Consider the following 22,770-nt stretch of genomic DNA (forward strand, 5'->3'; position numbering starts at 1 on the left):
CCGTGCGGATGTTGGGACTCGTGTGAACGTGTTGCCGCCGGGTGTCCGGTTCTCCGTGCTCGACAGGTCGCTCACCCTGGAAGGGGAGCACCCCGCCTCGGCGCTGCGTCATGCCGTGGCGTTCGCGCGCGACGTGGAGCGCCTGGGATATCACCGCTTCTGGGTCGCCGAGCATCACAGCGTGCCGGGCGTGGCCGGGTCGGCACCCACCGTGCTGGCCGCCGCGGTGGCGGCGGTCACCGAGCGGATCCGGGTCGGGACCGGCGGGGTGATGCTGCCCAACCACCAACCGCTGGTGGTGGCCGAGCAGTTCGGCGTGCTCGAAGCGCTGTATCCGGGGCGGATCGACCTGGGCGTGGGTCGGTCGGTGGGCTTCACCGACGGGATCCGGGCCGCGCTGGGCCGGGGCAAGGATGCGGCCGAGGACTTCTCGGACCGCCTGGCCGAACTGCTCGGCTACTTCCTGGGCACCCAGGACGCACACCCCGGAGTGCACGCCCGACCTGCCGAGGGCCTGCGCCCGGCCCCCTTCGTGCTGGCCACCGGGGCCGGCGCGGACCACGCGGCGCTCGCCGGAGTGCCGCTCGTGGTCGCCGCGGCGATCGGCGAGGAGCGCATGCTGAGCGCGATCGAGCGCTACCGGACCGCCTTTCGCCCGTCCGCCTGGTCGGCGCGGCCCTACGTGGTGGTGGCCGGCACGGTCGCGGTCGCGGACACCGAGGAGGCGGCCCACGACCTGCTGCTGCCCGAGGCGTGGGCCGCCGCGTACTCGCGCACCCGAGGCACCTTCCCGCCGCTGATCCCCGCCGAGCGGATTCGCGCGAGCGCGATGAGCACCCGCGAGCGCGAGCATCTGGAGGCCGCGCTCGTTGATGCGATCCACGGCACCGCGCAGACCGTGGCCGGCGCCCTGGCCGGGCTTTTCGCCCGCACGGACGCGGACGAATTCCTGGTCACCACGAGCTCGTACGACCGGGCCGGCCGCCTGGACTCGGCCCGACGCCTGGCCGAACTCGCGGGCATCGCACCCCGAATCGACGCCGCCGCCGGTTGAGCCCGAGGACACGGCCACGATCCGGGCCGGCCGGGCGATGGCGGTCCGCTCCGCTTCGCGACGCAGCCGCATTTGCGGCTCGACGCCGGACCGATCCCACCGCGAGGCGTGCCCGCCGGGCGACACCGCACGTCTGTTGCCCGTCGCACGCCGAGGCACGGCACCGGACACAGCCGCCCGACGCACCGGGGTGAGCCGGACAGGCTCGCGTGGCAGCGGGCGCGCGTTGCTAACGTGGTGCGGCCCGAGCCGGTCGTTCTGCGGGGAGGTTCCGACCGATGGCCCATGCCGGCCACCAAGCACATACGCTTCCACACCCATACGCACCCGGACACACACCCGCGCACGCGGCCGTCGAGACGCCCGCGCAGATCGAGCGACGCTGGATCGCGAACGTGGCCTCCGTGGTCGTCCCGGGCGTGCTCGCGCACCGGATGTTGCGCCCGGCACACCGGATCGGCAAGCCGGACGGGCTGATGGGCAACCTCAACCGGGTGCGCGCGTGGCTCGGCCTGACGATCGTGCTGGCCGTGTTCCTGCGCGGGCTGTACCAGGAGCGCACACACACCTCCGGCCCGGCGGCCGGCACCACCACCAAGGTGCAGGGCGCCCAGGTGATCTCCGAATTGGCGTCGGCGATGGTGCGTCGACTCGTGCTGCTGCCGCTGTACGGCATCGTGGGCATTGTGCTGATGGGCTTTGTCCTGGTGCTCTGCGCCCGGCCGCATCTGCGTTCGCTGACCCTGCGGCAGCTGATCCATCCGATCCGCTCGGTCGGACTGTTCCTGATCGTCCCGGTGCTGGGCATCGCGCTGGCCTGGGGCGCCCGCAAGGGCGCGGGCCTCGGCGCGGACATCAACACGCTGCGCACGGACGGGACCATGGTGCAACTGGTGTTGTCGTGGGTGTCCATGGTCGCCGGGATCTGGGTTTTCGGGTTCGCGCTGGTGGCCATCTGGCAGGTGGCGCAACACCTGTTCTCGGCGGCGGACGGGCACCCGATCCTGCCCGCGCTGATGGCGATGTGGCTGGCCTGGACGTTCACGCTCACCGACATGTTGGTCAAGACCGACAACCCGCTGTTCGCGGGCTCCGATATCGTGCCGGACAACATCAAGGCCGTGGTCGGGGTGGGCGGTTCGATGATCATCACCGCGCTCAGCATCTGGGAGATCCGCCGGCTCGGCCGCTGGAACGGGATCACCTGGCGCAGCGGCCCGTGGGGATCACGGTCGCCGCAGACCCGCGGCGCGGTTCGGGGGCCGAGCTGAGACCCGGCGCGGACGCCGGCGTACCGGACGTCCGCGCCGCGTCGGGAGCGGGTCGGCCGTCGCGCGTGTGGAGGGGTGGAGTCACATTCCCGTCGCGGCCGGCGGCCTGACCACGACTTGACCACCTGATGCCGTGGCCGGACAGGTTTGCCGGTCACGGTCCTGAACCTAGGGCCCGCTCCGCGCGCTGGTGATCAGGCGGTAGGCGAGGCCGGTGGTTCTCTCGTCGACCAGGAACAGCCGGCCGTCGTGCTCGAACGGCTTGGGCATCACCTCGGCGAGGGAGACGCCCAGCCGCAGCGGATATTCGTCGAGGACCCGGATGTGCCCGGTCTCCGGGTCGAAGCGGACCAGGCGCGGCGGCTTGCTGCCGCGGGCGTTGACCCACACCCGCAGGCCGCCGTCCGGGTCGACCGCGATCGGCGCGGCCTTGCTGTCCACGCTGAAGCCCACCACGTTGAAGGCGGCGGGCAGCGCGGAGATCCAGCGCACCCGGCCGCTCTCCCGATCGATCGCGATGATCTGGTTGGCCCCGGGCGCGTTCGACGCGTGCACGGACTGCCCGTTGTTGCCGGGCACGTAGATCGTGCGTCGGTCGGCGAGGATGCGCGGCGCGGCGTCGTGCGCGTCCTTGTGCGCGTCGGCGCGCGTGTCGCCGACCAGCGGACCGCCGGCCTCGATCGGGTAGGCGGGCTCGCCGCGGTCGGACAGCACGATCAGCCGGGCCGGCCCGTCCGGTGTGTTCGGCTCGTCGACGATCACGGGAGAGGTGGCCACCACCGGCGACCCGCCTGCGGGGACCGTGCCGTCCTTGGGTAGTTTGTGCACCCAGGCCGGCTTGCCGGTGAGCGGATCCACGGCCCACACGGCGTCGGTGGTCCCACACAGTCCGTTGGCGACGAGCGCGGGCCCGCCGCGGAAGCCGGTGACATGGCAGCCCAACGCGAAGGTGCGGTCCGCGACCCACAGTTGGGTGCCGTCCTTGATCCGGAACGCGGTGTCGCCGCTGACCGCGACTCCGCGCGTGACGGCCACGCGCTCGCGCGCCGGGGAATCCTTGGCGGTGCGCGGTTTGCTCCACACCTCGGTGCCGGAGGTGATGTCGATGCCCGCGATCCGGTCGCAGGCCGTACCCACGCCGTAGACGACGACGGCGATCGGCCCATCGGTCTCGGCGCCCGCGGCGCACATCGCGGCGCCGTTCGGGAGCGGCTTCTCCCATACGGTGGCCCCGCTGTCCGCGCGGTAGGCGACCACGCGGGCGCGTTCCGAGCGGACCACGGTGTCGCCCTGGAACCAGGTGCCCTCCAGCGTGCGCGGGTCCTTGGCCGCGGTTCCGGCGGGCTTGGGGCCGTCCCGACCCTCCTTCAACGCCCAGGCCACCGCGACGCGTTCGCCGGTGTTGGCGTAGTCGTTGGGGTGCCGGACGGCTTGGCGGACCGCGCCGACGCCCGCGAGCGCGAGTACCACCAGGGCCCAGATCGCGCTGCGGAGCAGGATCGGTCGATCGCGCGCGGGTCGGATCCGGTTCGGGTCGAGCGGCGGGCCGAAGACGAAGTGGTGCGTCGAGGGCGCGGGTTGCAGCGGCATCGGGGCCGGTGTCGGCGGGAGCGGTGAGCCGGGGCCCGGGCCGGCGTAGCCGGGTTGGTGCGGCTGCGGGTACGGCCCGGGCTGCGGGTACGGGTCGTGCAGCGGCAGGTTGGGGTTGGCGACGAACCCGCCGCCCGAGGCGCTCGGGAACGGCGCGGGACGGGGCTGCGGTTGTGCCGGCGGTTGGGTCTGCGGTGGCGGCCCGGCCGGGGTCGGGGCGTGCGGGTGGGGCTGTTGCCGCACCGGGTCGGGCGCGGCCGGCGGGGGCTGCTGCTGCCGGGTGTGATCCGGGGGCGGTGCGAACGCGGGCGGTGTCTGGGCCCGAGCCGGCGGCGCGAACGGCTGAGGTGTCCCGGCCGCCGCCGGCGGTGCGAACGCCGGCGGAGTGGACTGCCCCGCCTGGGCGCGCCGTTGCTCGTCCCATGGGTCCTGTGGGTCCGGCCGGCTCGGGACGCCGTCGGGGGTGTGCGGATGCTGCGGCGTGTTCACGCGACACCTCCCGAAGTGCCGGGTATCGCCGGGGCGCCGAGGCCGACGTCGTGCGGGCCGGGCAGGTCCTTTTTGAGGTCGCTCCGGTCCACGGGGCCCGCCGACTGGCCGACGTTGTGCAACCACAACACCAGGAACGCGATCGCGGTGGCCGATGCCAGGGTGATCAGCACGCTCACCACGATCACCAGGCCCTTGCGCGGCGCGGCGGGCCCGCTCGCCGGCCGCGGCTGCGCCGGCCCGCCCCATGGTTGGGGCGCCGACCCCGGGCCTCGACCCTGCGGTGGCAATGAGTGCGTCATGACGATCGCGCCCCCCGTGTTCCTGTCCCGAATCCACCCCGTGCCGCGACCGCGGTCCGGCACTCTCGACGCAACGCCGCGTCGATTACCGTACCGACCCCGGCCCCCTCCCGCCGACAATCGCCCCCTGCCCGAGGGCGAACCCCCGCCGTCGCGAGAAGAACATCCGGCCGGGTCGTGGCCTCGAACCCCGGCTGCCGGACCCGCCACGCCCGGTTCCACAGGCGTCGCGCCGGCGGCCGACGAGGGCTCGATGCCCGGCCCCGGGAGGTGGGCGGGAGGACCACCTTGTGGGCGGTTTGTCGAGGTGGGGCAGGATGGCGATGCGTCGATCGACGTCGTTGTCATAGCGGGGAAGTGGATCGTGTCGTTTCAGCAGCCGGCAGGAGGCGAGCAGCCGCCGCCGCCCGGTGTTGGGCCCTATGGACCGCCGCCGGGATCGTACGGGGCACAGCCCTATGGTCAGTCGTACGGTGGGCCCTACGGGCCGCCGCCCGGGGCCCACCAGCCGGGCGCCCAGCCCTACGGGGCCCCGCCGCCCGGGCAGCCGATGTACGGGCCGCCCGGATACGGCATGCCGCAGCCGCCGCCGCGCCGCGGGTCCAAAGTCGGTCTGATCGTGGCGGCCGTGGTCGGTGTGGTCGCGGTGGGTACCGTCGCCGTGCTGGGGGCGACCGGGGCGTTCTCCTCGGACGACAAGGACTCGGTGGCCGAGCCCACGTCGTCGGCTTCGGTGACCGGTCGGCCGACCACGCCCCGCACCTCGGCGCCGCCGGAGCCGACGTCCCGGTCGACGAGCACGCCGTCGACGGCCAAGCGCAGTGTGGACACCCCCGCGAGGGTGGGCGGTCTCGACCGGATGGGCGACGACGCCTATCCGCTCCAGACCACCATCCGGCGGCAGGCGGTGGCCGGTTCGAAGGTCGCCGCCTACGGCCCGGCCGGAGCCGGCACGCCGACGGCGCTGGTCATGGTGATGGACAACCCGTCGCCGCAACTGCCGCCGACGTTGGTGATGGATCAGCTCATCGCGGGCATGCAGGACGGCGCGCAGGAGACGTCGGCGGACGTGGGCAATGTGCGGCAGGTGGACCCCGGTGCCCTTGGTGGCGTGCTGCGCTGTACCAGCATCCGGTCGAGCGGCAGGGCGCTGCCCACGTGCGTGTGGGCCGACTCGGACACCGTGGGGGTCGTCTACGCGATCAACGAGACGTCGTTGGACGCGGCGTCGGCACTGACCCTGCGGGTGCGTCCCGATCTGGAGAAGTGACCGACGGGCGACACGTGCGCACCCGGCGGGCCGGCTCGTTCACCGGGTCGGCCCGTTCGCATTCCCGCGCCCACCCTCGCCCTCCCGGGCGATATCGGGATTCGGGGGGACGCCGACCGGCCGGTGAACACCTTCGGCCCGGCCGGTGACTGCGCCGGCGAGCCAAATTCGGTCGGAGGTCTTGGTGGCTCGTCCCAACGCGGCGCTCGGAGTGCTCATTATGCTTCGAGGAGTGGCTACTCGAGGAGTCGGTTATGGTTGCCCCGTTCGACACGACGGACTTCCGGCGTACTCTGGGATACCTGCCGACCGGAGTAACGATAATCACCACCACCGACCCGTTCGGCCGGCCCGTCGGTATGGCATGCAATTCGTTCGTGTCGGTTTCCCTGAAACCCCCGCTGGTCATGTTGTGTGTCGGAAACGCGTCGTCGACACTGGTCGATCTTCGGCAGAGCGGTGGATTCTGCGCCAACATTCTCGGCAGCGGCCAGGGGCAGTTGTGCCGGCAGTTCTCGGTCAAGGATATCGATCGGTTCGCCGGTGTCCGGTGGACCGATTCGGCGGTCGGTCCGGAACTGTGTGATGCGATCGCCTGGATGTCGTGTTCGATCGACGTCGAGCATGTCGCCGGAGATCACGTCATCATCATCGCCGAGGTGATCGGGCTGCGGGTGAATCAGGACGAGTCGGAGCCGCTGGTATTTCACCGCGGCATGTTCGGTTCTTTCCGTGAGACAGCGGAACCACTCGCGGCAGGGGCACCGCCTCGGCCGCGAGCCGGCGGCGGCACCCGGGCACCGTCGGTCGCGCCGAGTACCACCGGATAGGCGTCTTCGCCGACCAGGCCTCGCAGCGCGGGTGCACGCGGGTGGAGCGCCGCCCCCGACCGACTGCCGAACCGGCGACTCGGGGCGCCGTGCTGCGGCGGAACCGCCCGACGGCCGCGGCTTCGCCACCAGCGTGAACGGGCTGCGGGCAGGACGCGGCGGCACCGGCGGCACCGCTTTGGGGACGTCCGCCGTCTCGGCCGCCCCGCCCGCCCGGAGAGGATCGCCCGCCGCACGGCCCACGCGCGGGTCCGCGGGTGGGCCCGAACGCGTGGCGAGTCGGGCGCCGTCCGGTCTGGTATCGGCACGTCGCGCGCGTCATGCTTGCCCACACCTTCCGCACCGCCGCGCGCCGTTGTGCCGTCGCGCCGAAGACGGAAATAGCGGAAAACGGGTTCGCGGGAACGATCTTTCCTCTCGCATATCGCTCACCGCGGCGGAGAATGGCTCATTAGGGATCAATTTTTATATACCGGCGTATTGGTAGAAACATTGCACACTGCTCGGGTATCCTTCCCGGGAGGTAAATGGAAGGAATGCATAGTTCACTGGGAGTGCCTTTGTTTCCCGAACCAGTTGCCGGAATTTTCGAAGTTTATGAATGGAGTTTAGGTAGAGAGGGGTTCGCCGTCGACGACGTTGCGCACGAGTTCGGCTTCGAAAGTCCCGATCGGGGCGAGCGGATCGTCGCCGAACTCCTGGAGCTCCGGCTCATTCAACCGTCCCGTCACCAGGACGCCTGGTTCGTCCCGGCGGATCCGAGTATCGCCTCCTCCCGGCTCCTGACTCGAAGCGAGCGGGAGTTGCTCGGCTGGAAAATGGCGACGGGTCAGCTCCGGAACGAGCTTGCGCGTCTTTCGCTGCTGTTTCGGTCGAGCAAGTTCGGCGGGCGGGACGCCAATTCGTTCGACGTCGTGAAGGAACCCGAGACGATCAGATTGCTGCTTTCCGATGCGGCGGCGAACAGTTCCCACGAGGTCGTCTGTATGCAACCCCGGAGCGGGGGGACGGTCGACGAATCCGTCGAGGCGCAGAGCCGGGATTTCCAACTGCTCGGCCGGGGCGTGCGTATGCGTGTTCTGTACCAGCATGCCGCACGGTTCGACATACCGATCCGCGAGTATGCGGAGAAGCTGGTCGACTCCGGTGCCGAGATACGGACGGCGGGGGCGCTTTTCGGCAAGATATACATCTTCGACCGCACCGCGGCATACATCCTCGCGAGCGGCGAGGACGGCGGTGCGGTGGTCGTGCAGGAGCGCTCGCTCATCGACTTCCTCTACTCGTGTTTCGAGCATGTCTGGGCGACGGCAAAGGATTTCGACAGTCGGCGGGCGGAAACCGAGGTCATCAGCAGCGACATGAAGAAGGAAATCGTCAAGATGTTGATCTCCGGAGCCAAGGACGAAGCCATCGCCCGGCGCCTGGGCGTGTCCGTCCGCACCTGCCGTAAACATATTGGTCAGGTCATGCAGATGTTCGGCGCGACGAGCCGGTTCCAGTTCGGCTACCTCGTGAAGGAGGCGAATCTGGTGGAGGACGTGTAGCGGCGGCCGGTCCCGTCGCCCCCGGCCGGCCGCCGCGCGGCCGCGCCCTCCCCTCGACCCGTCCGTCGGCTCGCGCGCGTCGCACGGACCGTCGGCCGCATGCCGGCGTTCGCAGCCGCTGGTCAAGTGCGGGCCGCGTGAGTTTCCTCAAGTGGAAGTGCAGCTTGATGAGCGGGTCGGGGGGTGGAGTCCGCAGCCGTTCTGTCACACACTGTAGGGAGTCGCAACCGCGCGACGGCGGGGATGTTCGCTGAACACCAAGGGGGCCGCGTCGATCCGTTCATCCCTCGCGTCACCGGTCGGCCCGAGCATTGTCTGCCGGGTTTCGGGGCCATGGCGGCGAGGTAGGTTGCGCGTAGAGAAATTCGTACGAATTCATTTCGGGTCATTTTCCTCGGCTTCGGGGTGACGTAGAAGTCGACACCGAGGACGGCCTTGCAGTCGGCGTCGCAAAGATGCGACTCGGTCGACCTGACGATCCATTCTTTCGTGTTCGCCCGTATCGGGCGAGCACTCCCTTGATGTGCACAATTCCTTCCGGAAACCTTTCCGTATGCAAACTTTCCGCACGCAAACCTGGGGTGGTTATGAGCGGGTCTGTCGTTCGTGATATCGGTCGGGGGTCGAGAAAGTCCTTCGCCGTTTTGGGGCGGCCGGGTGTGGTCGGCCGATGACCGAAAACGGGGGCGCGCCGCGGTTGGCGGTGTTCGGCGCGGGAGTAATGGGAATCGGTATCGCGACGCTCGCCATCGGGCGGGGAGTGTCGGTCGTGCTCGTGGACGTGGACCCGGCGCGGCTGAGTACGGCACGCGAGCGGGTACGGGGCGAGCTCCGGCTCGCCCACATGATGGGTGCGCTCCCGCGCGGCGGACCGATCGGTGAGCTGCAGCTCGCCGACTCCGCCGTGGCGGCCGCGGACACGACCTGGGTGATCGAGGCGATCACCGAGGTCGCCGACCTGAAGGCCAAGGTGCACAGGGAGATCGCCTCCGTGGTCGCGCCGGGGACGCTGCGGGTCACCAACACGTCGTCGATCCCGGTCGACGAACTCGCGGGGGAGATTCCGGCCCCCGAGTGCCTGGTGGGCATCCACTTCATGAATCCGCCCTACTTGATCGGGACGCTCGAGGTGGTTCGGGGGCCGCGCAGCGGCGACTCGGCGATGTCGGCCGTGCAGGACCTGCTGTCCACATTGGACCGAAAGGCGATCGTGGTCGGCGACGGGGCCGGCTTCGTCACCAGCCGCCTGCTGCACCGCATGATCAACGACGCGGCGAACGTCGTCGAGGAGGGGCGGGCCACCGTCGAGGACGTCGACGCCCTGATGGAGGGCTGCCTCGGGCACCCGACGGGTCCGCTGAGGACCGCCGACCTGATCGGCATCGACAACCTCGTCGACTCCCTGTCCGTGCTGTACGAGCGCACCGGAGACGAGGGCTGCCGCCCGAGCGAACTGCTTGTGCGCAAGGTCGCCGAAGGCAACCACGGCCGCAAGACCGGGCGTGGTTTCTACGAGTACGGCGTGCGCTGATGGCCGGCCAGGTGGGACTGGACGAGCGCCTGCTCGACTACGTGCGGTCGGTGTCCCTGCGCGACGACGAGATCCTGCGCGACCTGGTCGCCGAGACGGCGTCCATGCCGGCGCTGAACGCCATGGTGACCATGCCCGAAGAGGGGCAACTGCTGGCCATGTTGGTCGGATTGACCGGTGCCGCCCGGGTGCTGGAGATAGGCACCTTCACCGGCTACGGCACGTTGTGCATGGCCCGGGCGCTGCCGCCCGGCGGGCGGATCATCACGTGCGACATCAACGAGCGCTGGACCAAGATCGCCCGGCGGTACTGGGAACGCGCCGGGGTGTCCGACCGGATCGAGCTGCGGCTCGGGGACGGCGCACAGACCATGGTGAACCTGCTTGCCGAGCACGGGCCGGAGACCTTCGACCTGGTCTTCGTCGACGCCGACAAGACCGGATACGCGCGTTACTACGAAGAGGCGCTGACCCACCTGCGGCCCGGCGGCCTGATCGTGCTCGACAACACGCTCTACTTCGGGCGGGTCGCGGATCCGGAGGCGGACGATCCCGACACGGAGGCCATCCGTGAGCTCAACGCCTCGCTCCTGGTCGACAGCAGGGTGGAGCTGTCCATGCTCGTCATGGCGGACGGAATCACGTTGGCGCGCAAGAACAAGACGCGATAAGGAAGGGACTTTTCCCATGACGGACTCGACAACGGAACTGACGGTCGCCGACATCGAGCGGCGACTCGGCGAGTTTCTCGAGGCGAAGACCAGGATGACCTGGGAGCCGGAGGTGGACCTGTTCGCCTCGGGGGCGGTCTCCTCGCTCTTCGCGATGGAGCTGGTGGTGTTCGTGGAGAGCACGTTCGGCGTCGCCGTGGAGGGCCCCGACCTCGCCATGGACAACTTCCGCACCGTGCGGGCCATGAGTTCGCTGGTGACCCGGCTGCGCACCGGGGGTGACGGCGGTGCTTGACGCCCTGACCGCGTTGGTGACCGAGACGGTCGCCGACGCAGCGAGCGAGTGGGACGTGGCGGGCGAGATCCCGATCGACGTTCTCCGGGGACTCGGCGCCAAGGGTGTGCTGTGCGCCGAGGCGGACCCGGCCTTCGGCGGTCTCGGTCTGTCCGGCGTGGAAAACGGTGAACTCACCGCGCATACCGGCACGTTGTGCAGCTCGCTGCGCAGCGTGATGACCTCCCAGGGGATGGCCGCCTGGACGATCCGGCGGTTCGGTGACAAGGCGCAGCGGACGGAGTACATCGGCCGGCTCACCAGTGGGGAACTGGCCGCGGTGGCGTTCAGCGAACCGGGTGCGGGCAGCGATCTCGCCGCGATGGCCACCGAGATCCGGCGCGACGGCGAGGAAATCGTCGTGGCCGGCACCAAGACCTGGATCACGGTCGCCGCCTACGCCGACTGGATCGTGGTGTTCGGCCGCTACCAGGGCGGCGGTGCCGTCGCGGTGGTGCCCACGTCGGCGCCCGGTGTCCGGGTGACCCCGGTGGCCGACCCGCTCGGCTGCCGCGCGGGCGGGCACGCCCGCGTGCTGCTCGACGACGTGCGGCTGCCCGCGGAGAACCTGCTCGCGGTGGCCGGCCAACCGCTGGTCATGCTGACCACCATCGCACTCACCTACGGCCGGCTGTCGGTGGCCTGGGGATGCGTCGGAATTCTGCGTGCGTGCCTTACGGCCGTCGCTCGACATGCCGCGCACCGTGAGCAGTTCGGCAAGCCCCTGCTGCAGCACCAACTCGTCGCCCGACACCTGGCCGAGCTCTACGCCGCGGAACGAACGGCGACGTTCGCATGCGAGCGGGCGAGCCGCAGTCGGGACGACGGTTCGCCGGAGCAGGTGCCGGCGTCGGTCCTGGCCAAGCACGTCGCGGCCGGGAACGCCGCTCGTGGCGCGGCGTCGGCGATGCAGGTACTCGCCTCCGCGGGGGCGGCGGGCGGGCATGTGGTGGAGCGGGCGTACCGCGACGCGAAGTTGATGGAAATCATCGAGGGCAGCAACGAGATCTGCCAGCTGATACTCGCCGAGCACGCCGCCTCGGCGGCGGGCTGAGCGGTCCTAGGAGACGGGGGGCGGAGATGTCCGAAACACCACCGGTCGTGAAGTGCCTGGTCTGGGATCTCGACAACACGCTGTGGAACGGCACGCTCGTCGAGGACGGCCACGTCGAGGTCGACGACGCCGTCCGCAAGGTGATCGTGGAGCTCGACGCACGTGGCGTGCTGCAGGCCGTGTCCAGTCGCAACGACCACGACGAGGCGTGGGCACGACTGGAAGAGTTGGGCCTCGCCGAGTACTTCGTCCTGCCGCACATCGGCTGGGGCCCCAAGTCGGAGTCGGTGCGCAGGATCGCCGAGCAGTTGAACTTCTCGCTCAAGACGATCGCGTTCATCGACGACCTGCCGACCGAACGCGCCGAGGTCGAGTACCACCTGCCGGAAGTGCGGTGCTACCCGGCCGAGCAGGCCGACGCGTTGCTCGGCCTGCCCGAGTTCAGCCCGGCGGTGGTCACCGTCGACGCGCGCCGGCGCCGGCAGATGTACCAGGCCGGGTTCGAGCGGGACCAGGAGCGGGAGAAGTACCAGGGCGCCGACGAGGAATTCCTGCGCTCGCTCGACCTGGTGATGCGGATCGGGAAGGCCAGGGACGAGGAGATCACCCGGGTCGAGGAACTGACCCTGCGGACCAGCCAGATGAACGCGACCGGCGTGCACTACTCGGATGCCGCGCTGCGCTCGTTCCTGTCCGACGAGAACCACGACGTGCTGGTGGTCTCGATGACCGACCGCTTCGGACCGCACGGCGCGGTCGGGGTGATGCTGATCGAGAAGAGCGCGCAGGCCTGGCGCATCAAGCTGCTGGCGACATCGTGCCGGGTCGTCTCGTTCGGCGCGGGCGCGGTGCTGCTGCGCTGGCTCACCGACGCCGCCGCGCGAGCCGGGGTGCACCTCGTCGCCGACTTCCGGCGCACCGAACGCAACCGAATGATGGAAGTGGCCTACCGGTTCGCGGGGTTCACCACCGCGGAGTGTGCCTGCCTGGCCTCGTTCTCGCCGCCCGAGGGAACCGAGTGCCTGCATCTGGAACCGGCCCGGCAGGACCCGCCGAGGACCATGCGCGTCGTCACGCCCGAATCGCACGGCGCCGGCCGAGAAGCGCAATGGCTGTAGGTGGGAATTCACTGCTCGGTTGGACGCTGCTCGGTTGAACGCTGCTCGGTCGAACGCTGCTCGGTCGAACGCTGCTCGGTCGCACGCTGAACAGGAACGATCTACGGGGGATGTCTTGCAGTTCTTGGTGCTCGGCCCGTTGAAACTGATGGACGACGAGAAACCGATCGCGATCGGCGGCGACCGGCGCCGCGCGACGCTCGGCCTGCTGCTGCTCAACGCCAACCGCGAGGTGGCGACCAGCAAGCTCCTCGAAGGACTGTGGGGCACCGAGGAGACGCCGGCGACGGCACGCAAGATCCTGCAGAACGCGGTGCGCGGCCTGCGCGTGATGTTCGCCGAGCACGCGCGTGGGGACGCGCGCCCGCCGGCCCTGCTGACCTGCTCGCACGGATACCAGTTGCAGGTTGACCCGGAACAGGTCGACATGTTCCGGTTTCACCGCCTGGCGCAGGCCGGTCGCGCGCAACTGGCGGCGGGCCGGCCCGCCGCCGCGGCAGCCACCCTGCGGGAGGTGCTCGCGTTGTGGCGCGGGCAGGCGCTGGCCGACCTGGTGGAGAGCGGGCACTCCTGGACGGAGCTGACGGCGCTGCAGAACGCCCGGCTGGACGTGATGGAGGACTACTACGAGGCCGAGTTGGCGAATGGGCGCCACCAGGCCGTCCTGGGCGAGCTGGAGGCGATGGTCGAGGCCGAGCCGCTGCGCGAGCGGGCGTGTCACCAACTGATGCTCGCGCTGTACCGCAGTGGTCGGCAGGCCGACTCGCTCGCGGTCTACCGGCTGGTGCGGCTGCGGTTGGCCGAGGAGTTCGGGCTGGAACCCGGCCGGGAGCTGCGGCTGTTGCAACACGCGATCCTGGTGCACGACCCGTTGATCGCGGCCCCGACGGCCCCGGCAGGGCCGGCACGGCCGGTGGTGATCTTTGGGCTCGGGCAGGAGGCGGAGCACCGCGAGCGACCGGTTCGCCGGCCGGTCCAGCTGGTCTCGCCACCGACCGCCGGCGGTCGGAGCACGGTCAGCGCGGTGCTGATCCGCGCCGACTTCGGGGCCGGCCGCCGGGTCAGCGACATCGGTGAGTCCCTGGAACGCACCGCGACGACCGTGCGCGAGGAGGTGGAGCGGTTCGGCGGGGTGGTCGCCGGGTCGACCGGCTCGGTCACGCTGGCCGTGTTCCGGCCCGCCTCGCCGCAGGAGGACGGTACCGAGCAGGTCGCCGAACGGGCGGTCTGCGCCGCGATGTCGTTGCGGCAGCGGATCTGCTTCGACGTGCCGGCGGGCGAGCGGCCCGCGCTGCGGGTGGCGGTGTCGACGGGTGAGATTCCGGTCCGTCCCGGTGCGAGGTTCCTGGAGCCGCTGCCGGTCAACGGTGCGCTGCTGGCCGACTGCGAGTCCCTGCTGCAGTTCGGCGAGGACACCGAGATCGTGGTCTGCGGCCGGACCAGGAGGCTGACCGGGGCAACCATCCGGTACGGCCGGGAGGGCGGCCTTCGTCCGCGATGGACGGTCGGGGGGCGCTGTCGCGAGTCCTTCGCCCAGCCGGAGGTCTTCGACCGCGAGCCCGAACTGGACGTGCTGAGCAGCCTGTTGGAGCGGGTCCGTCGGCGGGCCCGGCCGCACTTGGTCCTGGTCCTGGGTGCCCCTGGGATCGGGAAGTCGCGGTTGCTCGCCGCGTTCGAACGTCGCGTCGAGAACGCGGCGACGGTGCGGCTGGATTCCGGCGGGCCGTTGACCACCCCGAACGTGGCGAAACTCGCCGAGCACCGCCCACTCGTGGTGTTCGCCGACGACCTGCATCTGGCCGACAACGCGGCACTGGAGACCATCGAGGACCTGCTGGAGCTGCCGGAACCGATGCCGCTGCTGGTGGTCGCCGCGGCCCGGCCGGAACTGTTCCGCAGGCGTCCGGGGTGGGGCGACGGTCAGCGGCACGCCAGTTGGATGACCCTCGATCCGGTGACGCTCGACCCGCCCGCCGAAACACCGCAGGAGCGCGACATGCCCAGGCTCTGCCACGCCGCCGGCTGAGCACGGACGTTTCCTTGGTCCGCGGAGCCAGATTCGCGGCCCGCTATGGGTTTCCTGAACCCGGCTGCCCACCACACCCGCAGGGTTGACTGGCCTAGTGCCGCTAGTTGAGTACTCGGCCGGAGGAGTGACGAGACGATGGAGAACGAGGGCAGGCTGCGGAACTACCTCAAGCAGGCGGTTGGGGAACTGCAGGACACACGCGAGCGCCTGCAGGAACTGGAGCGGGCGGCCGGCGAGCCGATCGCGATCGTCGGCATGGCCTGTCGCTTCCCGGGCGGTGTCGTCACGCCCGACGGATTGTGGGAGCTGGTGGTCGAGGGCCGGGACGCGGTCGGCGACTTCCCCACCGACCGCGGCTGGGACATCGACGGCCGGTACGACCCCAACCCCGGCGTGCCGGGCAGCTTCTACGCCCAAGGCGGTGGATTCCTGCACGACGCGGCCGAGTTCGACGCCGACTTCTTCGGGATCTCGCCGCGGGAGGCGTTGGCGATGGACCCGCAGCAGCGGCTGCTCCTGGAGACCTCCTGGGAGGCACTGGAGCGGACCGGGATGGACCCGCAGTCGTTGCGAGGCAGCGAAACCGGGGTGTTCGTCGGGCTGATGGGCCACGGCGGCCAGCGGTACGGGCTCGGCGCGGAGGAGTCCGGACAGGGCGGCGACGGGTTCGGCGGGACCGGTAGTGCGGCCAGCGTCGCCTCCGGCCGGATCGCGTACCTGCTCGGCCTGGAGGGTCCGGCACTGACGGTCGACACGGCGTGCTCGTCGTCGCTGGCCACGATGCACCTGGCGAGCCGGGCGCTGCGGATCGGGGAGTGCTCGCTGGCGCTGGCCGGCGGCGCGTCGGTGATGGCGTCCCTGGACACGTTCGTGGATTTCTCGCGCCAGCGCGGGCTGGCCGAGGACGGCCGATGCAAGGCGTTCTCGGCGTCGGCGGACGGGACCGGGTGGTCCGAGGGCGTCGGCATGGTGGTGTTGGAGCGGCTCTCCGACGCCCGGCGGCTCGGGCACCCGGTGCTTGCGGTGATCCGCGGCAGCGCGGTGAACTCCGACGGCGCCTCCAACGGCCTGACCGCTCCGAACGGGCCGTCCCAGCAGCGGGTCATCCGCCAGGCACTGGCCGACGCGAGCCTGACACCGTCCGACGTGGACGTCGTGGACGCGCACGGGACCGGCACCCGGCTCGGCGACCCGATCGAGGCGCAGGCGCTGCTGGCGACCTACGGCCGGGAACGCCCGCAGGGGCAGCCGCTGTGGCTGGGATCGTTGAAGTCCAACATCGGACACACCCAGGCCGCCGCCGGAGTCGGTGGCGTGATCAAGATGGTGTCGGCCATCCGGCACGGTGTGCTGCCCAGGACGCTGCACGTCGACGAGCCGACGCCCGCGGTGGACTGGGCGTCGGGTGCGGTGGAGCTGCTGACCGAGGCGCGCGCCTGGCCCGAGACCGGCCGGCCGCGCCGGGCCGCGGTCTCGGCATTCGGGATCAGCGGCACCAACGCCCACCTGATCATCGAGCAGGCCCCGCCTGAGCCCGAGCCGGAGTCCGAGTCGGGGCCGGGGCAGGAGCCCGGGCACGCGGCGGTGCCGCTGCTGCTGTCCGCCTCCTCGACGACGGCGCTCGCGGCCAGGGCACGGCAGGTGCACGCCCACATCACGGCGAATCCGGATACGCCCGTGGCCGGCGCGCTGGCCACCCGTGCGCCCAGACTTGTCCACCGCGCCGCCGTGACCGGCGAGGACCCGTCGGCGGGACTGCTCGCGCTGGCCGAGGGGCGGCCTTCCCCGGACGTCCTGCTCGGCGTCGCCCGCGCCCGCGGCAAGACGGTGTTCGTCTTCCCCGGCCAGGGCTCGCAGTGGTCCGGGATGGCCCTGGACCTGTACCGCGAATCGCACGTCTTTCGCGCCCGACTCGACGACTGCGCCGACGCCTTGAGACCCCTGGTCGACTGGGACCTCCTCGACGCGCTCGCCGGGCCACTGGATCGGGTCGACGTGGTGCAGCCGGCCCTGTGGGCCGTGATGATCTCGGTCGCCGAGCTGTGGCAGCACCACGGCATGGCCCCCGACGCGGTGCTGGGTCATTCCCAGGGCGAGATCGCCGCCGCATACGTTGCCGGCGCGTTGTCCCTCGCGGACTCCGCGGCCGTCGTCGCGCTGCGCAGCAAAGCCATCACGCGACTGGCCGGCACCGGCGGCATGGCGTCCGTGCAACTCCCGGCGGCCGACGTCGCGCACCGGATCGAGCGGTACGCGGGCGCGGTGGAGATCGCCGCGATCAACGGGCCCGGCAGCACGGTCGTCTCCGGTACGCCCGTCGACCTGGCCGATCTCGTCGCGTCCTGCACGGCCGACGAGATCCGCGCGCGGATCATCCCGGTGGACTACGCCTCGCACTCCGCGCACGTCGAGGCCCTGCGCGACGAGATCGTGACGGCACTGTCCGGCATCGAGCCGCGACCCACCCGGGTTCCGTTCCACTCCACCGTCACCGACGAGGTGGTGGCCGGCCCGGAGCTGGACGCCGAGTACTGGTTCCGCAACCTGCGCCGCACCGTCGGCTTCGCCGCGGGCACTCGCGCGCTGCTGGACCAGGGGCACCGGGTGTTCGTCGAGGTCAGCGCCCACCCCGTGCTCACGACCGCCATCGGCGAGACGGTCGAGGAGGCGGAGACGTCCGACGCGGTCGTGCTGGAGTCGTTGCGCCGCGACGAGGACGGGCCGACCCGCTTCCGCGCCGCCCTGGCCAAGGCGTACGTGCACGGCGTCGACGTCGACTGGCGAATTCCGCCCGCCATGGCGCAGTTGCCGACCTACCCGTTCCAACGTCGGCGCTACTGGCTGAAGGAGCTCGCCGCCGTCGGCGACACCTCGGCGCTGGGTCTGCAACGAGCCGACCACCCGCTGCTCGGCGCGGCACTGCGCACGGCGGACACGGAAATGCTCGTACTCACTGGACGGTTGTCCCGCGCCGCCCAGCCGTGGCTGGCCGAGCACGGGCTGCTCGATCGCGAGCGGGGCGAGTCGGTGCTGCTGCCCGGTGCGGCGATGGTCGAGCTCGCCCTGCATGCCGGGGACCGGGTCGCATGCGGTCACCTGGCCGAACTGACCATCCAGGCACCGGTGGTCATCGACGCCGACCTGGACCTGCAGGTGCTGATCGGCGCGGAAGCCGACGGCGGCCGGCCGGTGAGCGTGCACACCAGCCCGAGCGGGCGGGACGACTGGACCCGGCACGCGACGGGCCTGTTGACCGCGCAGGGACGCGCGACGGCCGACGACCTGACCGCCTGGCCGCCGCCGGGCGCGGTTGCCGTGCCGTTGGACGGGTTCTACGAGTCGCTGGCCGATCGTGGCTACTCGTACGGACCGGCCTTTCGTGGCGTGCGCGCCGCGTGGCAGGACGGCGACGTGATCTACGCATCGGTCGCGCTGCCGGAGGATCAGGACGTGTCCGGTTTCGGACTGCACCCCGCGCTGTTGGACGCGTCGCTGCACGCGGCCGGCCTGGCCGGGCCGGACGGCCTACGCATGCCGTTCGGCTGGACCGACGTGCGTCTGCACGCCACCGGCGCCAGGGCGGTCCGGGTGCGGCTGACCCCGGTCGGGTCGAGTTCGATGGCCGTGCTCGTGACCGACGAGGCCGGGCAGGTGGTGGCCTCGGTGGGCGAACTGGCGCTGCGGCCGGTGGAGGCGGGTGCGTTCGGGCGCACCCGGGTGGACGACTCGGCGCTGTTCGGCCTGGATATGGTGCCGGTCGAGCTGCCGGATCCGCCCGCGGAGCAGGGCTGGGTCACGCTTTCGGAAGGGCACGACCGCCCGGCCTCGCTGTCGTCGGCGACGGCCGTGTTGTGGACGTGCCCCACCGGCGAGCTCGAGGAGGTCGTCGCCCGGACGTTGGGCTTTGTGCGGGAGTGGGTCGCGGAGCGACACCTCGCGGATGTCCCGCTCGTCGTGCTCACCCGGGCGGATGAGCTCGCACACCGAGCGGTGGCCGGACTTCTGCGCACCGCGCGCACCGAGCATCCGGGCCGGCTCCGGCACCTCGACGTCGACGACCACCCGTACACGCAAGAGGCGTTGCCCGCCGCGATGGTCGCCGACCATCCGGAGCTGATCATCCGCGCCGGAGTCGGCGCGGTGCCGCGGCTGGTGCGGGCGTCCGCGTCGCCGGCGCTGCCGGCGCCCAAGGATCAGCCGTGGCGACTGTCCCTGACCTATCGCGGTGAACTGGACGGATTGTCGCTCACCGGGTGCCCCGAGGCGCTGCGCCCGCTCGCGGCGGGCGAGGTGCGGATCGCGGTGCGCGCGGGTGGGCTGAACTTCAAGGCCGTGCTGCTGGAACTGGGCATGGTGGCGCAGGACGGATGGTCGTCGCTGGGCGAGGGTGCGGGGATCGTGCTGGAGGTCGGTGCGGATGTCACCGGACTGGCCCCCGGCGACCGGGTGATGGGTCTGTTCACGGGCGGTCTGGGGTCGGTCACGATCTCCGATCGCCGGCTGGTCGTGGCGATGCCGAAGCGCATGTCCTTCGCGCAGGCCGCCGGTGTTCCGGTGGTGCATCTGACGGCCTACTACGGTCTCGCGGACCTGGCCGGACTGCGCTCGGGCGAGTCGTTGCTGCTGCACGCGGCGACCGGTGGGGTGGGTTTCGCGGCCCTGCAACTCGCCAGGCACTGGGGTGCCGAGGTGTTCGGCACCGCCAGTGCCGGCAAGCGGGACGTGCTGCGCGCCTGGGGTTTCGACGACGACCACCTCGCGGACTCCCGCAGCCTGGGCTACGCCACGCGGTTCGCGACCAGCACCGGCGGTCGCGGCGTGGACGTGGTGCTCAACGCACTGGCCCACGAGCACGTCGAGGAGTCGCTGGCCCTGCTGCCGCGCGGTGGGCGATTCGTGGAGATGGGCAAGACCGACATCCGCGACCCCCAGGAGATCGCGGAGACGTATCCCGGGGTGCGGTACCGGGCGTTCGACGTGATGGAGGCCGGGTTCGAGCGCATCGGTGAGATGCTGGAGGAGATCCGCGTCCTGTTCGACGAGGGCGCGCTGCGACCGATGCCGCTCACCACGTTCGCCGTCCACCGCGCGCCGGAGGCGTTCCGGTATCTCAGCCAGGCGCGGCACGTCGGCAAGATCGTGCTGACCTTGCCCGCGCCGCTCGACCCCGACGGCACGGTGCTGGTCACCGGCGGGACGGGGGTGCTCGGCGCACTCGTCGCCCGGCATCTGGTCGCCGAACACGGCGTGCGCCGACTGCTGTTGACGAGCAGACGTGGCCCGGCGGCCGAGGGCGCGACCGAACTGCTCGCGGACCTGCGTGCGGCGGGCGCCGAGGTGTCCGTGGTGGCATGCGATGTCTCCGACCGGGTCTCCGTGGCGGAGCTGGTCCGTTCCGCGCACCGGCTGACCGGGGTGATCCACGCGGCCGGGGTGATGTCCGACGGCGTGCTGGAGGCCCTGACCCGGGCGGATCTCGACACCGTGCTGCGGGCGAAGGCGCAGTCGGCGTGGCACCTGCACGAGCTGACCCGCGATCACGACCTCTCCCTGTTCGTGCTGTTCTCCTCGGCCGCCGGGGTGCTGGGCAACGCGGGTCAGGGTGGGTACGCCGCGGCGAACGCCTTCCTCGACGGTCTCGCGGAACATCGGCGCGGGCTGGGGCTGCCCGGCACCTCGATCGCCTGGGGTCTGTGGGCGCGAGAGAGCGCGATGACCGGCCACATGAGCGAGATCGACCGGGAACGGTTGGCCCGGATGGGTCTGGGTGCGATCACCGACGAGCAGGGCCTGGCCCTGTTCGACGCCGCACTCGACCTGCACCGTTCGGTGGTGGCGGCGGTGCCGGTCGACGTGGCCCGGCTCCGCAAGAGCGGCCGTCCGGTGCCCGACGTGCTGTTCGCACTGGATTCGGCCGCGTCGATCCGGCGCCGGGTCGTGACGGCGAGTGCGGCGACCCACGCGGACCGGCTCGTCGAGTTGCCCGAACGGCAGCGGCGCGAGGAACTGCTAAATCTGGTACGGGAGTCCGCGGCGGTCGTGCTCGGACACAGCACGGCTGCGGCGGTCGACGCGGACAGCGCGTTCAAGGAACTCGGGTTCGACTCGCTGACGGCGGTGGAGCTGCGCAACCGGCTGGGCAACGGCACGGGGCTGCGACTGCCACCGACGGTCGTCTTCGACCACCCGACACCGGCCGAGCTCGCCCGGTTCCTGGACGAACTGCTGGTGCCCACCGAGGAAACGACCGTGCGCTCGATCGTGACGGAACTCGACCGGCTCGTGGTGGCACAACTCGACGAGAACGAGCGAGGTGAGCTTGCCAGGCAGTTGCAGGAGGTGCTGCGCCGGCTCGCGGCACCCGCCGACCCAGGTGAGGAGCGCGACTTCACCGCGGCCTCCGACGACGAACTTTTCGACTTTATCGACGGCGAACTCGACACCGCGTGATCTCGCACGTCCGAACGGAAGGGGGCTGCCCGCGATGTCCAACGAGCAGAAGCTTCGAGAGTATCTGAGGCGGGTCACGACGGACCTGCAGCGTGCACAGCGGGAGCTGCGCGACGCCGAGGCCGTCGCTCGCGAGCCGATCGCGATCGTCGGAATGGCGAGCCGATTCCCGGGCGCCGCGCGCACCCCCGAGGACCTGTGGGAACTGCTCCGCGACGGCGGGGACGCCCTCACCGAATTCCCGACCGACCGCGGCTGGGACATCGACCGGCTGTCCGATCCAGATCCCGACACGCCGGGCACCACCTATCTGACGCGGGGCGGGTTCTTATCCGATGCGGGCCGGTTCGACGCCGAGTTCTTCGGGATCTCGCCGCGGGAGGCGTTGGCGATGGACCCGCAGCAGCGGCTGCTGCTGGAGACCTCGTGGGAGGCATTGGAGAACGCCCGCATCGACCCGGCCTCGCTCCGGGGCAGCTCGGGTGGCGTGTTCGTCGGCGTGATCCCGCAGGAGTACATGCCTCGCGCCGGGGAGACGCCCGCCGAGTTGGAAGGCTTCGTGCTCACCGGCGGCACCACCAGTGTCGCGTCGGGTCGGATCTCCTATGTGCTGGGTTTGTTGGGACCGGCGATGACGCTGGATACGGCGTGTTCGTCGTCGTTGGTGTCGATACACCTGGCAGAGCAGTCGCTGCGGAGCGGGGAATGCGACATCGCGTTGGCGGGCGGCGCCACCGTGATGGCCGGCCCCAGCGTGTTCGTGGAGTTCTCCCGGCAGCGCGGGCTCGCGCCGGACGGGCGCTGCAAGGCGTTCGCGGCCGCGGCGGACGGCACCGGATTCTCCGAGGGGGTGGGGGTGCTGGTGCTGGCGCGGTTGTCGGTGGCCAGGCAGCGGGGGCTGCCGGTGCTTGCGGTGATTCGTGGCAGTGCGGTGAACTCCGACGGCGCCTCCAACGGCCTGACCGCGCCGAACGGCCCGTCCCAGCAGCGGGTGATCCGTCAGGCGCTGACCAACGCCGGCCTCTCTCCCGCCGAGGTGGATGTGGTGGAGGCGCACGGCACCGGCACGCGGTTGGGTGATCCGATCGAGGCGCAGGCGCTGCTGGCCACGTATGGGCAGGCGCGTTCGGCCGGTTCGGACGATCAGCCGCTTCTGTTGGGCTCGTTGAAGTCGAATATCGGGCATACCCAGGCCGCGGCGGGGGTGGCCGGGGTGATCAAGTTGGTCAT

16 protein-coding genes are annotated in these 22,770 nt (G+C 71.0%); 13 read left to right on the forward strand and 3 right to left on the reverse strand.

All coding sequences use genetic code 11. The features are described 5' to 3' along the window. The first annotated feature begins 22 nt into the window (after positions 1-22). Together ABZS54_RS16770 and ABZS54_RS16775 are read left to right on the forward strand one after the other, a co-directional pair. Entirely contained in the window at positions 23-1,054 is a 1,032-nt protein-coding gene (locus tag ABZS54_RS16770; RefSeq protein ID WP_355535659.1) for an MsnO8 family LLM class oxidoreductase, read from the forward strand. A gap of 278 nt (positions 1,055-1,332) precedes the next feature. Beyond that, the gene (locus ABZS54_RS16775) at positions 1,333-2,325 is read left to right on the forward strand and encodes a hypothetical protein (RefSeq protein WP_355535662.1); all 993 of its coding nucleotides are present in this window, start codon (positions 1,333-1,335) and stop codon (positions 2,323-2,325) included. 168 nt (positions 2,326-2,493) lie between these two features. On the opposite strand, the gene ABZS54_RS16780 is transcribed toward ABZS54_RS16775, so the two are convergent. The 3 genes from ABZS54_RS16780 to ABZS54_RS16790 all read right to left on the reverse strand — a co-directional run bounded on the left by ABZS54_RS16780 (position 2,494) and on the right by ABZS54_RS16790 (position 5,537). Beyond that, positions 2,494-4,404 (reverse strand): PQQ-binding-like beta-propeller repeat protein, encoded by a 1,911-nt coding sequence (locus tag ABZS54_RS16780; protein ID WP_355535665.1) that lies wholly within the window; start codon positions 4,402-4,404, stop codon positions 2,494-2,496. Next, positions 4,401-4,706 carry a hypothetical protein gene (locus ABZS54_RS16785; RefSeq protein WP_355535668.1) on the reverse strand — a complete coding sequence of 102 codons (306 nt, stop codon included), beginning with the start codon at positions 4,704-4,706 and terminating at the stop codon, positions 4,401-4,403. Before ABZS54_RS16785 ends, ABZS54_RS16780 begins: the two co-directional genes overlap by 4 nt. A 522-nt stretch (positions 4,707-5,228) precedes the next feature. Then, positions 5,229-5,537: a hypothetical protein gene (locus ABZS54_RS16790; protein ID WP_355535671.1), complete on the reverse strand. Its 309-nt coding sequence runs from the start codon at positions 5,535-5,537 to the stop codon at positions 5,229-5,231. A 10-nt stretch (positions 5,538-5,547) separates the two neighbouring features. On the opposite strand from ABZS54_RS16790, the gene ABZS54_RS16795 reads away from it, so the two are divergent. From ABZS54_RS16795 to ABZS54_RS16845, 11 genes are all read left to right on the forward strand, one after another. Continuing rightward, positions 5,548-5,976, forward strand: a complete 429-nt coding sequence (locus ABZS54_RS16795; protein ID WP_355535674.1) for a hypothetical protein — start codon at positions 5,548-5,550, stop codon at positions 5,974-5,976. Between the two features lie 254 nt (positions 5,977-6,230). Continuing rightward, positions 6,231-6,806: a flavin reductase family protein gene (locus ABZS54_RS16800; protein WP_355535677.1), complete on the forward strand. Its 576-nt coding sequence runs from the start codon at positions 6,231-6,233 to the stop codon at positions 6,804-6,806. A gap of 560 nt (positions 6,807-7,366) precedes the next feature. Continuing rightward, positions 7,367-8,353, forward strand: coding sequence for a helix-turn-helix transcriptional regulator (locus tag ABZS54_RS16805; protein WP_355535680.1), 987 nt, complete (start codon positions 7,367-7,369; stop codon positions 8,351-8,353). Positions 8,354-9,023: 670 nt separating this feature from the next. Continuing rightward, complete coding sequence (locus tag ABZS54_RS16810) at positions 9,024-9,884, forward strand: 3-hydroxyacyl-CoA dehydrogenase family protein (protein WP_355535683.1); 861 nt, start codon at positions 9,024-9,026, stop codon at positions 9,882-9,884. Continuing rightward, positions 9,884-10,555 (forward strand): class I SAM-dependent methyltransferase, encoded by a 672-nt coding sequence (locus ABZS54_RS16815; RefSeq protein ID WP_355535686.1) that lies wholly within the window; start codon positions 9,884-9,886, stop codon positions 10,553-10,555. The genes ABZS54_RS16810 and ABZS54_RS16815 overlap by 1 nt, the downstream gene beginning before the upstream one ends. A gap of 16 nt (positions 10,556-10,571) precedes the next feature. Next, entirely contained in the window at positions 10,572-10,850 is a 279-nt protein-coding gene (locus ABZS54_RS16820) for an acyl carrier protein (protein WP_355535689.1), read from the forward strand. After that, entirely contained in the window at positions 10,834-11,943 is a 1,110-nt protein-coding gene (locus ABZS54_RS16825) for an acyl-CoA dehydrogenase family protein (protein WP_355535692.1), read from the forward strand. Before ABZS54_RS16820 ends, ABZS54_RS16825 begins: the two co-directional genes overlap by 17 nt. Positions 11,944-11,969: 26 nt before the next feature. Further along, positions 11,970-13,061: an HAD-IIIC family phosphatase gene (locus ABZS54_RS16830; RefSeq protein WP_355535695.1), complete on the forward strand. Its 1,092-nt coding sequence runs from the start codon at positions 11,970-11,972 to the stop codon at positions 13,059-13,061. A 115-nt stretch (positions 13,062-13,176) separates the two neighbouring features. Beyond that, positions 13,177-15,087 (forward strand): BTAD domain-containing putative transcriptional regulator, encoded by a 1,911-nt coding sequence (locus tag ABZS54_RS16835; RefSeq protein ID WP_355535698.1) that lies wholly within the window; start codon positions 13,177-13,179, stop codon positions 15,085-15,087. A 138-nt stretch (positions 15,088-15,225) separates the two neighbouring features. Next, on the forward strand, positions 15,226-21,540 hold the full coding sequence (locus tag ABZS54_RS16840; RefSeq protein ID WP_355535701.1) for an SDR family NAD(P)-dependent oxidoreductase: 6,315 nt from the start codon (positions 15,226-15,228) through the stop codon (positions 21,538-21,540). A gap of 34 nt (positions 21,541-21,574) precedes the next feature. Continuing rightward, positions 21,575-22,770: beta-ketoacyl synthase N-terminal-like domain-containing protein (locus ABZS54_RS16845; RefSeq protein ID WP_355535704.1), on the forward strand; the 1,196-nt coding region annotated here is incomplete at its 3' end.

The organism is Embleya sp. NPDC005575, assembly GCF_040605455.1.
In the GTDB taxonomy this organism is placed as follows: domain Bacteria; phylum Actinomycetota; class Actinomycetes; order Streptomycetales; family Streptomycetaceae; genus Embleya.

Coding starts and splice junctions, on each gene's coding strand:
- ABZS54_RS16775 (WP_355535662.1), top strand. CDS start 1,333: ATGGCCCATGCCGGCCACCAAGCACATACGCTTCCACACCCATACGCA.
- ABZS54_RS16785 (WP_355535668.1), bottom strand. CDS start 4,706: ATGACGCACTCATTGCCACCGCAGGGTCGAGGCCCGGGGTCGGCGCCC.
- ABZS54_RS16800 (WP_355535677.1), top strand. CDS start 6,231: ATGGTTGCCCCGTTCGACACGACGGACTTCCGGCGTACTCTGGGATAC.
- ABZS54_RS16810 (WP_355535683.1), top strand. CDS start 9,024: ATGACCGAAAACGGGGGCGCGCCGCGGTTGGCGGTGTTCGGCGCGGGA.
- ABZS54_RS16815 (WP_355535686.1), top strand. CDS start 9,884: ATGGCCGGCCAGGTGGGACTGGACGAGCGCCTGCTCGACTACGTGCGG.
- ABZS54_RS16820 (WP_355535689.1), top strand. CDS start 10,572: ATGACGGACTCGACAACGGAACTGACGGTCGCCGACATCGAGCGGCGA.
- ABZS54_RS16830 (WP_355535695.1), top strand. CDS start 11,970: ATGTCCGAAACACCACCGGTCGTGAAGTGCCTGGTCTGGGATCTCGAC.
- ABZS54_RS16840 (WP_355535701.1), top strand. CDS start 15,226: ATGGAGAACGAGGGCAGGCTGCGGAACTACCTCAAGCAGGCGGTTGGG.